Genomic DNA, 13,736 nt, shown 5'->3' with positions numbered 1-13,736 from the left:
CACCATAGTGGATGTCAGGTCAGCCAGCACCTCAAGCCCTTGATTTCAAAAGAATTCAACAAGGCCAAGGGTGACGCAATGGAATGAGTATAGCGGGGCCAATGTTCCACGGGCGGGATGACCGTGGGAGGAGGCTCAGCGCTCACGCCCGCTGGTGCTTCCCCGCTCTGCCGGGGACCGCCCCGTAAACCGACCCGGGTCCGGAAAATGAGACCAACGCATTGATCTTCATGGATTCATCCAGGATCTATCGACACGGGCGTCGCACGCCAAGCACCGACCCGGCCGGACGGGCCGCCCCAAAACAAAACGGGCACCCTTGCGGGCGCCCGTTCTGGTGATACCAGGCCTTGCGGCGTGGGATCAGGCCTTTTCGGCTTCAACCACGACCTTGACGGTGGTCTCGACGTCCGCGTGCAGGTGCACCAGGACTTCGTACTCGCCAATGTTGCGGAAGGCGCCTTCGCCCAGGATGACTTCGCTCTTGCTCAGCGCCAGGCCGGCAGCGGTGAAGGCATCGGCGATTTCGCGGGCGCCGACCGAGCCGTACAGCTTGCCTTCGGTCGAAGCGTTGGCGGCGACGGTCACGCTCGCGCCTTCCAGCTTGGCCTTGCGGGCTTCGGCTTCAGCGTGGATGGACTGGGCCTTGGCTTCGTAATCGGCGCGCTTGGCTTCGAACTCGGCCTTGTTGCTCTCGGTGGCCGGAACGGCCTTGCCCTGCGGCACGAGGAAGTTACGGCCGTAGCCCGGCTTCACGTCGACCAGGTCGCCCAGGTTGCCGAGGTTGGTGACTTTCTGCAGGAGGATCAGCTGCATGGTATTGCTCCAGATAAGTTATTCGTTAGCGAGGCGCGGGCCCCGCAACAAAGGCTGTCCGAATAGCTGGCACAGCGGGGGCAGCGCGAAGCTGCCCCGCCGGCATCAGACGTCGTGGTTGTCGGTGTACGGAATCAGGGCCAGGAAGCGAGCGCGCTTGACGGCGGTCGCCAGCTGACGCTGGTACTTCGACTTGGTACCGGTGACGCGGCTCGGCACGATCTTGCCGTTCTCGGTCAGGTACTGGCGCAGGGTGTTGAGATCCTTGTAGTCGATCTCCTTGACACCTTCGGCCGTGAACTTGCAGAACTTGCGGCGACGGAAGAACTTGGACATGTCAGTGCTCCTTAGGCGGCCGAAGCGGCGTCGTCGCCGGCATCGTTGTCAGCGGCGGGGGTGGTTTCGCCTTCTTCGTCATCACGACGACGACGCTCACCACGCTCGGGCTTGTCGCCCTTCTCGTCCTTGCTCTTCATGATCAGCGACTGCTCGGTGTCAGCCTCGTCACGCTTGATGACCAGGTTGCGCAGCACGGCGTCGTTGAAGCGGAAGCTCTCGGTCAGTTCGGTCAGAACGGCCTGGTCGACTTCGATGTTCAGCAGCACGTAGTGCGCCTTCACCAGGTTCTGGATCGGGTACGCCAGCTGGCGGCGGCCCCAGTCTTCCAGACGGTGGATGGTGCCGTTGCCGTTCTCGACCAGCGACTTGTAGCGCTCGATCATGGCCGGGACCTGCTCGCTCTGGTCCGGATGGACCATGAACACGATTTCGTAATGACGACTCATGTTTTTCTACCTTTCGGATGTGGCCTTGCGGCCGGACAGCCCCCCGCCGTTGATACCGCGGTGGGGCAAGGGATCCTGCCAGGGAGGCAGGAAGCCGCGCATTATGGCGCAGATGGGGGGCGTGAACAAGGCAGGGACCTTCAGGGGCCAATGAGGGGCCGCAGGCAGCGCCCCGAAATCAAAAATATTTCCTTCAAATTCAACGACCTGAACTACCCCAGATCCACATGCAGGCGGTGCTGGCCGCATTGCAGGCACTGGAACAGGCAGCCCACCATCATTCCGTCCCGGGCCAGGTGCTGCAACACCCAGCCAGCATCACGCGGGTTGACCGCTTCCACGTCGGGCCGGACCTCGTCCAGGATCGGCGCCACATCATCACGGCCGGCATAGCCCAGGAAGGCACAAGGAGTATTGCAGTGGGTCAGCCAGACCGGCTGCTGCCAGGAGAAGTAACCCGGTGTGCGCTCGCAGATCTCCAGCAACTGTTCGCGGGGAATGGTCGGAGGCGGATCGGCCGGGTCCGGCGACACACCCTCGATGTCGCTCCAGCCGATGAAATCGCCCTGGAAACGCTCCACCGCCCGGCCATCGCCGATGCACCAGGGGCACAGATAGTCCGGCGCATCGCCGGCACAATGGAAGCTGCACAGGTAGCGCAGCGTTCGCGACTCGCCACAGCAATCGCAGACACCGGCAACCTCCTCGAAGGAGATCGCGTAGGCGTTGGGGGAATAGGGGAAAACCGGACGTTCCATCCTTGGATCCTCTGCGCTAACGTCCCGCCATGGACCGACTCACACGAATGCGGCACTGGATCAACCGCGACGATGGACGCCTGTTCCGTGTGGGCAACGGCCCGATCAGCGGCGCTACGGCCCTGGGCTCTCTGAGCTTGGTGGCGGCACTGCTGATGCATCTTCTGCGCGAAGCCACAGGGTTGCCAGGTAGCTATGCGGCGGCCTGCCTGACGATAGCCGGCGCGTTGCTGGCCTGGGATGCCTGCCGCAACCGCCGTTGACCACGGCAATGGGCGCTCCAACGTCGGTGCCAACCAAAGGTCAGCACCCACCCAAGCGGGGCTCAGGCCTTGTCGGCGTCGGTTGTGAAGCTCTCGCCGCAGCCGCACTCGGCGGTGGCATTCGGGTTGCTGAACGTGAAGGTCTCGCTCAGGCCGTGCTTGCCGAAGTCGATCACGGTGCCGTCCACCAGGGCCAGGCTCTTGGCGTCGACATAGATCTTCACCCCGTCCTGGTCGAACACGGTGTCGTCCGCGCGCTCGTCGCGGGCCAGGTCGGTGATGTGGCCCCAGCCCGAGCAGCCGGTCTTGGTCACGCCAAAACGCAGGCCCAGCGCTCCGGGGGTCTGGGCGACGAAGCGCTGCACGCGCTCGAAGGCAATAGGGGTCAGGCTGACAGCCATGGTGGATCACTCCAGAGGTACCGGGACATTATAGGGAGCCGATGACCGCAGAAATGCCTCGCAAGCAGAACGCTGCAACCGGTAAACTCCCGTGTTCATAGATCGAGTCGATCAGCAGAGGATTCAAGTCATGACGGTGGTCAGCGTTGAACATGCGCTTGCCGGGAAGATCCCGGAAGGTGGCGAAGTCACGGTACGCGGTTGGGTGCGCACGGTGCGCGGTTCAGCAAATCTGGCTTTCGTGAATGTGACCGACGGCTCCTGCTTCGCCCCGATCCAGGTCGTGGCCGGCGACGCGCTGGCCAACTTCGACGAGATCAAGCGCCTGACCACCGGCTGCTCGCTGGTGGCCACCGGCACGCTGGTGAAGTCGCAGGGCAAGGGCCAGTCGTTCGAGATCCAGGCCAGCGCGGTCGAGGTGGTCGGCTGGGTCGAAGACCCGCTCACCTACCCGATCCAGCCCAAGCCGATGACGCCGGAGTTCCTGCGTGAAGTGGCGCACCTGCGCCCGCGCACCAACCTGTTCGGCGCGGTCACCCGCATCCGCAACTGCCTGGCCCAGGCCGTGCACCGCTTCTTCCACGAGAACGGCTTCAACTGGATCAGCACCCCGATCATCACCACCTCCGATGCCGAAGGCGCCGGCCAGATGTTCCGCGTGTCCACCCTGGACATGGTGAACCTGCCGCGTGACGCCCAGGGCGGGATCGACTTCAGCCGCGACTTCTTCGGCAAGGAGACCTTCCTGACCGTGTCCGGCCAGCTGAACGTCGAGGCCTACTGCCTGGCGCTGAGCAAGGTGTACACCTTCGGCCCGACCTTCCGCGCCGAGAACAGCCACACCACCCGCCACCTGGCGGAGTTCTGGATGATCGAGCCGGAAATCGCCTTCGCCGACCTGGCCGAAGACGCACGTCTGGCCGAGGAATTCCTGAAGTACCTGTTCCGCGCGGTGCTCAACGAGCGCGGCGACGACCTGGCCTTCATCGCCGAGCGCGTGGACAAGAACGCGATCACCAAGCTGGAAGACTTCATCAACGCGCCGTTCGAACGCATCGATTACACCGATGCGGTCAGCCTGCTGCAGAAGTCCGGAAAGAAGTTCGACTTCCCGGTCGAATGGGGCCTGGACCTGCAGACCGAGCACGAGCGCTGGCTGACCGAGGAACACGTCGGTCGCCCGGTGGTGGTGACCAACTATCCCGAGCACATCAAGGCCTTCTACATGCGCCTGAACGATGACGGCAAGACCGTCGCGGCAATGGACGTGCTGGCCCCGGGCATCGGCGAGATCATCGGTGGCAGCCAGCGCGAAGAGCGCCTGGACGTGCTGGATGCACGCATGGCGCAGTTCGGCCTGGATCGCGAGCACTACAGCTGGTACCGCGATTTCCGCCGCTACGGCTCGGTACCGCACGCCGGCTTCGGCCTGGGCTTCGAGCGCCTGGTGGTCTACGTTTGCGGCCTGTCCAACATCCGCGATGCGATCCCCTACCCGCGCGCCCCGGGCAGCGCGGACTTCTAAGCCCACACGCACGACCACGGAGGTACTGCCCCCATGACCCTGTTCTTCGCCCTGTGTTTCGTCGGCGTTGCAGTGGCCGGGTTCAGTGCCTTCGTGATTTTCTGGCCGCTGACCCTGGTGCATGTGCGCGATCGCCATCCGGCGCTGGCGCAGCGCTTCGGCAGTGGCGCCTTCCTCAAGCCCGATGCGCTGGGCTGGCTGCTGCGGCGCGAATACCGCACCCAGCCGGACCGCTCGCTGTCCGGGCTGGCGACGCCCGCCTGGGTATCGCTGCTGACCCTGCTGGCCGGACTGGGCATGGCTGCCCTGCTCTGGCTGGCCTCGCTCTGGTAAGACATACATGAACGACCTTTCCCACGTCCGCGACAGCTGGTGGCTGGCCAGCCTCGGCAACACCCTGATCTGGGCACGCCTGCGCATCCGCGAGGCCGGCACCGCCGAAGTGCTGGACAGCGATGGCAATACGCTGAGCTACGACAGCGAAGACACTGCCCGCTCGCAGCTGTTTGATGCCGAGTTCGTCGAGTACGACGGCCTGGATGAAGAAGATGCGCTGGTGCGCGGCTTCTCGCTGCATGAAGTGCAGCCACCGCAGGCAGGCAGCGACGAAGGCCTGCGCGGACGCATGGTGCAGTCGCTCGGCAGCCGCGCCTGAGGCCAACCGATGTTCACCCCGCGCGCTTTCGCCGAGACCGACCTGCTGTGGCTGGATCGCCTGCTGGCGCGTGATCCGTTCGTCACCGTGCTGACCGCCGGTGACGATGGCCTGCCGGAACTGACCCGGCTGCCGGTGCTGTACCAGCGCGACGGCGACCACATCGAGCTGCGCGGCCACTGGGCCCGTGCCAACCCGCAGGCACGCCACAGCGGTGAGGCCAAGGTGCTGGTGGAGGGGCCGCATGGCTATGTATCGGCCAGCTGGTACCCGGACAAGGAGCCTGCCGCGCGGGTGCCCACCTGGAACTACGCCGCCGCCGAGCTGCGCGGCCAGTTGCAGCCGTTCGACGACACCGATGCCCTGGCCCAACTGGTCAGCGATACCGGCGACCACTTCGAAGCCAGCGTCGGCCAGGACTGGCGGTTCGAACCCGAGCGTGACGACCACCGCCGCCAGCTGCGCGGCATCGTCGGCTTCCGCTTCACCGTCGAGCAGGTGCAGCTGACGCTGAAGCTGAGCCAGAACCACCCCGAGGCCAACCAGCAGGCGGTGATGACCGAACTGGAACGCCTGGACAATCCCCATTCCACCGAACTGGCGCAGTGGATGCGCCGGTATCGCGACGAAGCCGCCGCAGGCAGCTGAGCGCTCTGTTTCCCGCGACGACGCGACCAGAACGGCCGCGCCTTGCCCCCACCCGACGTCAGGGACCCCGAACATGAAAGACATCCACAAGCTGCTGCAGAACAACCGCGAATGGGCTGACCGGATCGAGAAGGAAGATCCGGACTTCTTCCATCAGCTGGCCAAGCAGCAGCATCCGGAATACCTGTGGATCGGCTGTTCCGACTCGCGCGTGCCGGCCAACCAGATCATCGGCATGGCCCCGGGTGAGGTGTTCGTGCATCGCAACGTGGCCAACGTGGTGGTGCATACCGACCTGAACTGCCTGAGCGTGATCCAGTACGCCGTGGACCAGCTGAAGGTGAAGCACATCCTGATCGTTGGCCATTACGGCTGCGGTGGCGTGCACGCCAGCCTGAACAACACGCGGGTGGGCCTGGCCGACAACTGGCTGCGCCATGTCGGTGACGTGGCACAGAAGCACGCCGCGATCATGGATGCGATCGAGGAGCCGGAGCTGAAGCATGCCCGCCTGTGCGAACTGAACGTGATCGAGCAGGTGGTCAACGCCTGCCGCTCGACGATCGTGCAGGACGCCTGGGCCCGCGGCCAGAAGCTGATGGTGCACGGCTGGGTGTACAGCCTGAAGGACGGCCGCGTGCGCGAAATGGGCATCGACGTGGGCGCACCTGAAGAACTGCAGCCGGCCTACGAGAAGGCCCTGTCCTACGTTCCGCGCCGCGGCCGGCGCGACTGACCCTCCCTTACGGACACCCCCCATGCTTGCCTCCCCCATCAACCTGCTGGGCTGGATCGAGGAAAACCGGCATCTGTTGAAGCCGCCGGTCGGCAACAAGATGATCGACAACGGCGATTTCATCGTGATGGTGGTCGGCGGGCCGAACAGCCGCACCGATTTCCACTACGACGAAGGCCCGGAGTGGTTCTACCAGCTGGAAGGCGAGATGGTGCTGAAGGTGCAGGAGGATGGCGCGGTGCGCGATATCCCGATCCGTGCCGGCGAAATCTTCCTGCTTCCGGGCCAGGTGCCGCACTCACCGCGGCGCCCGCCCGGTGGCATCGGCTTGGTGGTCGAGCGCAAGCGCCTGCCGCATGAACGCGATGGCGTGATCTGGCATTGCGAGCGCTGCAACCACAAGCTGTACGAAGAGTACTTCACGCTGCAGAACATCGAGACCGACCTGCCGAAGGTGTTCGCGCGCTACCAGGCCAGCCTGGAACTGCGCACCTGCAGCGAGTGCGGCCACGTGGATCCGTTGCCGGCGCCAGCGGCGGACTGACGGCGCTCCGCCCCCGGTAGATGCCCACCTTGGTGGGCGCTTGTTCGCACGTGCGCCAACCAAGGTTGGCCACTACCGGATCATGCGGCGCTGGCGCTGGGTGCGCAGCTACCGGGTGATGCCCCAGGCGCTACACTGGCAACCCCGTTGCAGCCTGTTGCCCGACCATGTCCGACCTGCTCAGCCGCACCCACGCCATTGCCCTTGATGCCGCCGATCCGCTGCGGCCGCTGCGGCAGGAATTCCTGATTCCGCGCCACGGTGGCGGTGAGCAGACCTACTTCGTCGGCAACTCGTTGGGCCTGCAGCCGCGCGGCGCGCAGGCTGCGGTGCAGGAAGTGATGAAGYAGTGGGGCGAACTGGCGGTGGAAGGCCACTTCACCGGGCCGACCCAATGGCTGTCGTATCACCGCCTGGTCAGCGCACAGCTGGCCCGCGTGGTCGGCGCGCTGCCCAGCGAAGTGGTGGCAATGAACACGCTGAGCGTGAACCTGCACCTGATGATGGTCAGCTTCTACCGGCCCACGGCCGAACGCCCGGTGATCCTGATGGAAGCCGGCGCGTTCCCGACCGACCGCCATGCGGTGGAAGCACAGATCCGCTTCCATGGCTTCGACCCGGCCGACTGCCTGGTGGAAGTGCAGCCGGATGAAGCCAACGGCACGATCTCGATGGCCGCCATCGAACGCGCGATCGCCGCGCACGGTCCGCGCCTGGCGCTGGTGCTGTGGCCCGGTGTGCAATACCGCAGCGGCCAGGCCTTCGACCTCGATGCGATCACCCGCGCCGCACGCCTGCAGGGCGCACGCATCGGCTTCGACCTGGCGCACTCGGTCGGCAACCTGCCGCTGCGCCTGCATGACATCGCGCCGGATTTTGCCGTGTGGTGCCACTACAAGTACCTCAACAGCGGCCCCGGCGCAGTGGCCGGTGCCTTCGTGCACGAGCGCCATCATCGCGACACCACGCTGCCGCGCTTTGCCGGCTGGTGGGGCCACGACGAAGCCACCCGCTTCCAGATGGCACCGCAGTTCACGCCGGCGGTCGGTGCCGAGGGCTGGCAGCTGAGCAACCCGCCGATCCTCGGCCTGGCACCGCTGCGGGCATCGCTGGACCTGTTCGAACGCGCTGGCATGGAATCGCTGCGCAGCAAGTCGCTGGCACTGACCGGCATGCTCGACGCACTGGTACGCGCGCGCCTGCCGCAGGTGCTGGAGATCGTCACCCCGGCCGAGCCGGAGCGCCGCGGCTGCCAGCTGTCGCTGCGGGTGATCGGCGGCCGCGAGCGCGGGCGCGCCCTGTTCGAACACCTGCGCGCCATCGGCGTGCTGGGTGACTGGCGCGAACCGGACGTGATCCGCATCTCGCCCACTCCGCTCTACAACCGCTATCTCGACGTGCACCACTTCGTCGAGGAAGTGGAAGCCTGGGCCGGCCTGTAAGCCCGCCCTCCCCTACTGCTGGACAGTTCGTTGATCGCACATGCATCCCGCTCGCTGAGCATTGTCGGCGCCGGCCTGGCCGGATCCCTGCTGGCCATCCTGCTGTCACGGCAGGGCTGGCGCATCACCCTGTACGAACGCCGTGGCGATCCGCGCATCGCCGATTACGAAAGCGGCCGTTCGATCAACCTGGCCCTGGCCGAGCGCGGGCGCAACGCGTTGCGCCAGGCCGGCGTGGAAGACGAAGTGATGGCGCGTGCGGTGATGATGCGCGGGCGCATGGTGCATCCGCGCGAGGGCGAGCCGCAGCTGCAGCGTTATGGTCGCGACGACAGCGAAGTGATCTGGTCGATCCATCGCAGCGACCTGAATACCACGCTGCTGGAACTGGCCGAGCAGGCCGGTGCCACCGTGCATTTCCACCGCCGCCTGCACACCGTCGATTTCGATGCCGGCTACGCGCGCTTCATCGATGATCGCGACGACAGCCCGCACGATATCCGCTTCGATACCCTGGTGGGTGCCGACGGCGCAGGCTCGGCGCTGCGTGCGGCGATGAACCGGCGCGAACCGCTCGGCGAGGACATTGCCTTCCTCGACCATTCCTACAAGGAACTGGAGATTCCGCCGAGCGACGATGGCGGCTTCCGCATCGAGCGCAATGCCCTGCACATCTGGCCGCGCGGCCGCTACATGTGCATCGCCCTGCCCAACCACGAGGGCACGTTCACCGTGACCCTGTTCCTGCCCAACCAGGGCGATCCGAGCTTCGCCACGGTCACCACCGGCGCCCAGGCCGAAGCACTGTTCGCGCGCGAGTTCGCCGATACCCTGCCGCTGATTCCCAACCTGCGTGCGGACTGGGAGCAGCATCCGCCGGGCCTGCTCGGTACGCTTACCCTGGAACGCTGGCACCAACAGGACCGCGCCGTGCTGATTGGCGATGCCGCGCACGCGATGGTGCCGTTCCACGGCCAGGGCATGAACTGTGCCTTCGAGGACTGCGTGTCGCTGGCCCGCCACCTGATGGCGGCGGACGACCTGCAGAGCGCCTTCGCCGCATTCGAGGCCGAGCGCAAGCCGAACGCGCGTGCGATCCAGCAGATGGCGTTGGAGAACTATCTGGAAATGCGCGACCGGGTGGCCGATCCGGCCTTCCTGCTGCAGCGTGAGCTGGAACAGGAACTGCAGCGGCGCTGGCCCACGCGCTTCGTCCCGCACTACACGATGGTGACCTTCCTGCACACGCCCTATGCCGAGGCACTGCGTCGCACCGACATCCAGCGCGAGATGCTGATCGCCGCCACTGCAGGCCACGATACCCTGGACAACATCGACTGGAACGCACTGGAGGCGCAGATCCATGCGCGGCTGCCGGTGCTGGAGGGCGCGCACTGATGGCCGACAGCTTCCTGTTCTACGACCTGGAAACCTTCGGCCAGGATCCACGTCGTACCCGTATCTCCCAGTACGCGGCAATCCGTACCGACAGCGACCTCAATGAGATCGACACGCCGGTCAGCTTCTTCGTTCGCCCAGCCGATGATCTGCTGCCCTCGCCGATGGCGACGATGGTCACCGGCATCACTCCGCAGCAGGCGCTGGCTGAAGGCATCAGCGAGGCCGAGGCGTTCGATCGGATCAATGAGCAGCTCTCGCGCCCCGGTACCTGCGCGCTGGGCTACAACACCCTGCGCTTCGACGACGAGTTCATCCGCTACGGCCTGTTCCGCAACTTCCACGACCCGTACGAACGCGAGTGGCGCAACGGCAACTCGCGCTGGGACCTGCTGGACATGCTGCGGCTGATGCACGCCATCCGCCCGGACGGCATCCACTGGCCCGAGCGCGAGGACGGCGCCGCCTCGTTCAAGCTGGAGCATCTGGCCGAGGCCAACGGCGTGCGCGAGGGCGATGCCCACGAAGCGCTGTCGGACGTGCGCGCGACGATCGGCATGGCGCGCCTGTTCAAGCAGTCGCAGCCGCGCCTGTGGGACTACGCGCTGAAGCTGCGCGACAAGCGTTTCGTCGGCAGCCTGCTCGACATCACCGCACTGAAGCCGGTGCTGCATATCTCGATGCGCTACCCGGCCATCCGCCTGTGCGCGGCACCGGTGTTGCCGCTGGCGGTACATCCGACCATCAACAACCGGGTAATCGTGTTCGACCTCGACGGCGACATCGATGACCTGCTGGAACTGCCCGCCGAAGTGATCGCCCAGCGCCTGTACCTGCGCGCCAGCGAACTGCCCGAAGGCGTAGCCCGGGTACCGCTGAAGGAAGTGCACCTGAACAAGGTGCCGGCGCTGGTGGCCTGGAACCACCTGCGCGCCGATGACCACGCACGACTCGGGCTGGACGTGGCAGCGATCGAGGCCAAGGCCGAAAGACTGCGCGCGTTCGCACCGCAGCTGGCCGAGAAGGCGCGCCAGGTCTACAACCAGCCGCGTGCGGCGAGCGTCTCCGACGTGGACGCTTCGCTGTACGACGGCTTCCTCGGTGCCGGCGACAAGCCGCTGCTGGCACTGGCACGGACCACGCCACCGGAACAGTTGGCTGCACTGGAAGGCCGCTTCCGCGACCCGCGCCTGCCGGAACTGCTGTTCCGCTATCGCGCCCGCAATCATCCCGACAGCCTCGCACCGGAAGAACGCGAACGCTGGAAAGCCTATCGCCGCCAGCGCCTGTTCGGCGAGGAAGGCATGGGCGAACTCAACCTGACCCAGTACCAGCAGCAGCTGGATGCGCTGGCGGCCGAAGCACCCGACGACGCCCGCCGCGCCGCGCTGCTGCAATCGCTGCGCGACTGGGGCCAACACCTGCAGGAGGAGCTGTGAGCACCTATTTCTCCGATGCCAGTTTCAAGTTCCTGCGCAGCCTGGCGTTGCACAACGACAAGACCTGGTTCAACGACCATCGCCAGCAGTACGAAGACCACGTGCGGCAGCCGTTCCTGCGCCTGCTGGGCGACCTGCAACCGGCGCTGACCGAGGTCAGCGGACACTTCCGCGCAGACACGCGTGGCGTGGGCGGCTCGCTGTTCCGCATCCACCGCGACGCGCGTTTCTCCAACGACAAATCGCCGTACAAGACCTGGCAGGGCGCGCGCCTGTTCCATGAGCGCCGCCGTGAAGTGGCCGCGCCCTCGTTCTACGTGCACCTGCAGCCGGGCGAGAGCTTCGTCGGTGCCGGGCTGTGGCATCCCGAACCGGAAACCCAGCGCCGCGTCCGCCACTTCATCCTCGACAACCCGGGCAGCTGGAAGGCGGCTGCGCACGCACCGGCGCTGCGCAGGCGTTTCGACTTCGAGGAAACCGAGAAGCTGGTGCGCCCACCGCGCGGCTTCCCGGCTGACTTCGAGTTCATTGATGACCTCAAGCACCGCAACTGGGTGATGTGGCGTTCGCTGGACGATGCCACGATGACCGGCCCGCGCCTGCTGTCCACGCTCGGCAAGGACCTCGCGGCGTTGGGCCCGTTCGTCGACTACCTGTGCGCTGCGCTCGATCTGGAGTTCTGACCGGCGCCGGTGGCATTGCTGGGATCACCCGCCGTTCACCACCGGCAGCCGTACTTGCGGCAGGCTGTGCACCATGAAGAAGCTCATTGGCGCCCTCGTTCTGCTGATCGCTGTGGTGGCCGCCTGGTGGTTCGGCGGCCCCTACCTGACCGTGCATGGCCTGTCCAAGGCCATCGAACAACGGGACACCGCCCGTCTGGAGCGCTACGTGGACTTCCCACGCGTGCGTACCAGCCTGCGCGCCCAGCTCAATGACTACCTGGTGCGCCAGGCCGGCCCCGAGGTGGCTGCCAGTCCCTTCGGCGCGCTGCTGTACGGGTTGGGTGACCAGCTGGGCGGCGCCGCGGTGGACACGATGGTCACCCCCACCGGCATCGGCGCGATGTTGCAGGGCCACGTGCTGTGGAAGCGCGGCCGCAACGAACTGCAGGGCGGCGAGGCCTTGGGTGCAACCGAGCCGGCGCGACCGCTGAAGAACGCCGAACACCACTTCGAAGCCCTGGACCGCTTCGTGGTCGACGTCGATCGCGGCCCCGGCCAGCCGCCGTTGAAAGTAGTGCTGGAACCGCAGGGCCTGCGCTGGAAGGTGGTGGACCTGCAGTTGGGGATGTCAGGCACTCCGTAAGCGGTATGCCCGCCTTTGAGGACACTGATACAAACGACTGCCAACCAAGGTTGGCAACTACCGGGGCAAGCATCACCCCTCGTTGGCGACACCATGCGGCACATGGCCGGCAGCTACGTGTTCACGCGCACTGTCGATGTTGTGCTGCGAATCGTCAAAGAAGATATCGGCACCGAACGCCTGCAGGAACGGGCCCTTGTGTCGACCGCCAAGGAACAGCGCCTCGTCCAGGCGCACGCCCCATTCGCGCAGGGTGCGGATCACCCGCTCATGCGCCGGTGCCGACCGCGCAGTCACCAGCGCCGTGCGGATGGGCGCGCTGTCGCCGGCCGGGAACACTTCCTGCAACGTGTGCAGCGCAGAGAGGAAACCGCGGAACGGACCGCCACTGAGTGGCTCGCGCGCACGCTCGCGTTCGTGCCGGCCGAAGGCTTCCACGCCCTGCTCGCGCGAGATGCGTTCGCTCTCATCGCCGAAGATCACCGCATCACCATCGAACGCGATGCGCAGCTGCCCGGCCGGGCGGGTGATGTCGATCTGGTCGGCGGCAGCAGCAGCGGTCTCGCCCGGTGGCTTGGGCAGGATGGTTGCCGCGGCGATGCCGTGGCGCAGCGCGCTGCGCACCGATTCCGGATTGGCCGACAGGAACAGGTCGGTACCGAATGGCTTCACGTACGGCCAGGTGGGCTCGCCGGCGGTGAAGGTCGCGCGGATGATGCCCAAGCCGTAGTGCTGGATGGAATTGAAGATGCGCAGGCCGGTATCGGCCGAGTTGCGCGACAACAGGATCACTTCCACGCGCGGGTTCTCGGGGCTGGCGCCCTGGTTCAGCGCCAGCAGCTTGCGCACCACCGGGAAGGCTACGCCCGGCCCGAGGATGTCGTCCTCGTGCTGGCGCTGGTACTCGGCATAGGCAGCCACGCCATCGCTCTCGAACAGCGCATGGCTTTCTTCCAGGTCGAACAGCGCACGCGAGGTCACCGCGACGGTCAGCAAACGGGGGGAGTTGTCGCCCATC

The 13,736-nt window shown here is 66.0% G+C and carries 18 protein-coding genes; 12 read left to right on the top strand and 6 right to left on the bottom strand.

The features are described from left to right. Positions 1-363: 363 nt before the first annotated feature. From rplI to AB4Y98_RS10740, 4 genes are all read right to left on the bottom strand, one after another. Positions 364-816 (bottom strand): 50S ribosomal protein L9, encoded by a 453-nt coding sequence (gene rplI, locus AB4Y98_RS10755; protein ID WP_025876905.1) that lies wholly within the window; start codon positions 814-816, stop codon positions 364-366. A 105-nt stretch (positions 817-921) separates the two neighbouring features. After that, the gene (rpsR, locus tag AB4Y98_RS10750) at positions 922-1,152 is read right to left on the bottom strand and encodes a 30S ribosomal protein S18 (protein ID WP_002804494.1); all 231 of its coding nucleotides are present in this window, start codon (positions 1,150-1,152) and stop codon (positions 922-924) included. Positions 1,153-1,163: 11 nt separating this feature from the next. Beyond that, on the bottom strand, positions 1,164-1,601 hold the full coding sequence (rpsF, locus tag AB4Y98_RS10745; RefSeq protein WP_025876882.1) for a 30S ribosomal protein S6: 438 nt from the start codon (positions 1,599-1,601) through the stop codon (positions 1,164-1,166). A 212-nt stretch (positions 1,602-1,813) separates the two neighbouring features. Next, positions 1,814-2,359 (bottom strand): CbrC family protein, encoded by a 546-nt coding sequence (locus tag AB4Y98_RS10740; protein ID WP_442244327.1) that lies wholly within the window; start codon positions 2,357-2,359, stop codon positions 1,814-1,816. A gap of 47 nt (positions 2,360-2,406) precedes the next feature. On the opposite strand from AB4Y98_RS10740, the gene AB4Y98_RS10735 reads away from it, so the two are divergent. After that, positions 2,407-2,622: a hypothetical protein gene (locus AB4Y98_RS10735; protein WP_442244326.1), complete on the top strand. Its 216-nt coding sequence runs from the start codon at positions 2,407-2,409 to the stop codon at positions 2,620-2,622. Between the two features lie 62 nt (positions 2,623-2,684). On the opposite strand, the gene AB4Y98_RS10730 is transcribed toward AB4Y98_RS10735, so the two are convergent. Beyond that, positions 2,685-3,023, bottom strand: coding sequence for a HesB/IscA family protein (locus AB4Y98_RS10730; RefSeq protein ID WP_033831500.1), 339 nt, complete (start codon positions 3,021-3,023; stop codon positions 2,685-2,687). A gap of 130 nt (positions 3,024-3,153) precedes the next feature. Between AB4Y98_RS10730 and asnS the strand changes: the two genes are divergently transcribed. The 11 genes from asnS to AB4Y98_RS10675 all read left to right on the top strand — a co-directional run bounded on the left by asnS (position 3,154) and on the right by AB4Y98_RS10675 (position 12,718). Then, a complete protein-coding gene (gene asnS, locus AB4Y98_RS10725) occupies positions 3,154-4,548 on the top strand; it encodes an asparagine--tRNA ligase (protein ID WP_012511556.1) in 1,395 nt (464 codons plus the stop codon). Between the two features lie 33 nt (positions 4,549-4,581). Beyond that, the gene (locus AB4Y98_RS10720) at positions 4,582-4,881 is read left to right on the top strand and encodes a hypothetical protein (RefSeq protein ID WP_006376524.1); all 300 of its coding nucleotides are present in this window, start codon (positions 4,582-4,584) and stop codon (positions 4,879-4,881) included. A 7-nt stretch (positions 4,882-4,888) separates the two neighbouring features. Next, positions 4,889-5,203 (top strand): hypothetical protein, encoded by a 315-nt coding sequence (locus AB4Y98_RS10715; RefSeq protein WP_025876872.1) that lies wholly within the window; start codon positions 4,889-4,891, stop codon positions 5,201-5,203. A 9-nt stretch (positions 5,204-5,212) separates the two neighbouring features. Continuing rightward, complete coding sequence (locus AB4Y98_RS10710; RefSeq protein ID WP_442244325.1) at positions 5,213-5,851, top strand: FMN-binding negative transcriptional regulator; 639 nt, start codon at positions 5,213-5,215, stop codon at positions 5,849-5,851. 73 nt (positions 5,852-5,924) lie between these two features. Next, entirely contained in the window at positions 5,925-6,587 is a 663-nt protein-coding gene (gene can, locus AB4Y98_RS10705; RefSeq protein WP_006376530.1) for a carbonate dehydratase, read from the top strand. Positions 6,588-6,609: 22 nt separating this feature from the next. Continuing rightward, entirely contained in the window at positions 6,610-7,131 is a 522-nt protein-coding gene (locus AB4Y98_RS10700) for a 3-hydroxyanthranilate 3,4-dioxygenase (RefSeq protein WP_442244324.1), read from the top strand. 167 nt (positions 7,132-7,298) lie between these two features. Continuing rightward, positions 7,299-8,573, top strand: coding sequence for a kynureninase (gene kynU, locus AB4Y98_RS10695; protein WP_442244323.1), 1,275 nt, complete (start codon positions 7,299-7,301; stop codon positions 8,571-8,573). Positions 8,574-8,603: 30 nt separating this feature from the next. Continuing rightward, the gene (locus AB4Y98_RS10690) at positions 8,604-9,971 is read left to right on the top strand and encodes an FAD-dependent oxidoreductase (protein WP_223495644.1); all 1,368 of its coding nucleotides are present in this window, start codon (positions 8,604-8,606) and stop codon (positions 9,969-9,971) included. Continuing rightward, positions 9,971-11,410, top strand: a complete 1,440-nt coding sequence (gene sbcB, locus AB4Y98_RS10685) for an exodeoxyribonuclease I (RefSeq protein ID WP_442244322.1) — start codon at positions 9,971-9,973, stop codon at positions 11,408-11,410. The genes AB4Y98_RS10690 and sbcB overlap by 1 nt, the downstream gene beginning before the upstream one ends. Continuing rightward, the gene (locus tag AB4Y98_RS10680) at positions 11,407-12,093 is read left to right on the top strand and encodes a DUF2461 domain-containing protein (RefSeq protein ID WP_117310772.1); all 687 of its coding nucleotides are present in this window, start codon (positions 11,407-11,409) and stop codon (positions 12,091-12,093) included. Before sbcB ends, AB4Y98_RS10680 begins: the two co-directional genes overlap by 4 nt. A gap of 73 nt (positions 12,094-12,166) precedes the next feature. Further along, positions 12,167-12,718 (top strand): DUF2939 domain-containing protein, encoded by a 552-nt coding sequence (locus AB4Y98_RS10675; RefSeq protein WP_223495648.1) that lies wholly within the window; start codon positions 12,167-12,169, stop codon positions 12,716-12,718. 72 nt (positions 12,719-12,790) lie between these two features. Here the strand turns inward: AB4Y98_RS10675 and AB4Y98_RS10670 are convergent, their stop codons facing one another. Beyond that, positions 12,791-13,735, bottom strand: a complete 945-nt coding sequence (locus AB4Y98_RS10670; protein ID WP_033831508.1) for a 5'-nucleotidase — start codon at positions 13,733-13,735, stop codon at positions 12,791-12,793. Position 13,736 lies beyond the last annotated feature (1 nt).

Origin of the sequence: Stenotrophomonas sp. 2YAF26 (genome assembly GCF_052114625.1) — a bacterium.
Taxonomy (GTDB): domain Bacteria; phylum Pseudomonadota; class Gammaproteobacteria; order Xanthomonadales; family Xanthomonadaceae; genus Stenotrophomonas; species Stenotrophomonas indicatrix.
The sequence above is the reverse complement of the archived record's forward strand: the minus strand, read 5'-3'. Positions and strand labels throughout refer to the sequence as shown.

Bases quoted from the DNA above. Each gene is read 5' to 3' on its own strand.
- rplI (WP_025876905.1), bottom strand. From the start codon at position 816: ATGCAGCTGATCCTCCTGCAGAAAGTCACCAACCTCGGCAACCTGGGC.
- asnS (WP_012511556.1), top strand. From the start codon at position 3,154: ATGACGGTGGTCAGCGTTGAACATGCGCTTGCCGGGAAGATCCCGGAA.
- can (WP_006376530.1), top strand. From the start codon at position 5,925: ATGAAAGACATCCACAAGCTGCTGCAGAACAACCGCGAATGGGCTGAC.
- AB4Y98_RS10740 (WP_442244327.1), bottom strand. From the start codon at position 2,359: ATGGAACGTCCGGTTTTCCCCTATTCCCCCAACGCCTACGCGATCTCC.
- rpsR (WP_002804494.1), bottom strand. From the start codon at position 1,152: ATGTCCAAGTTCTTCCGTCGCCGCAAGTTCTGCAAGTTCACGGCCGAA.
- rpsF (WP_025876882.1), bottom strand. From the start codon at position 1,601: ATGAGTCGTCATTACGAAATCGTGTTCATGGTCCATCCGGACCAGAGC.
- AB4Y98_RS10720 (WP_006376524.1), top strand. From the start codon at position 4,582: ATGACCCTGTTCTTCGCCCTGTGTTTCGTCGGCGTTGCAGTGGCCGGG.
- AB4Y98_RS10710 (WP_442244325.1), top strand. From the start codon at position 5,213: ATGTTCACCCCGCGCGCTTTCGCCGAGACCGACCTGCTGTGGCTGGAT.
- sbcB (WP_442244322.1), top strand. From the start codon at position 9,971: ATGGCCGACAGCTTCCTGTTCTACGACCTGGAAACCTTCGGCCAGGAT.
- AB4Y98_RS10730 (WP_033831500.1), bottom strand. From the start codon at position 3,023: ATGGCTGTCAGCCTGACCCCTATTGCCTTCGAGCGCGTGCAGCGCTTC.
- AB4Y98_RS10670 (WP_033831508.1), bottom strand. From the start codon at position 13,735: ATGGGCGACAACTCCCCCCGTTTGCTGACCGTCGCGGTGACCTCGCGT.
- AB4Y98_RS10700 (WP_442244324.1), top strand. From the start codon at position 6,610: ATGCTTGCCTCCCCCATCAACCTGCTGGGCTGGATCGAGGAAAACCGG.
- AB4Y98_RS10735 (WP_442244326.1), top strand. From the start codon at position 2,407: ATGCGGCACTGGATCAACCGCGACGATGGACGCCTGTTCCGTGTGGGC.
- AB4Y98_RS10675 (WP_223495648.1), top strand. From the start codon at position 12,167: ATGAAGAAGCTCATTGGCGCCCTCGTTCTGCTGATCGCTGTGGTGGCC.
- AB4Y98_RS10715 (WP_025876872.1), top strand. From the start codon at position 4,889: ATGAACGACCTTTCCCACGTCCGCGACAGCTGGTGGCTGGCCAGCCTC.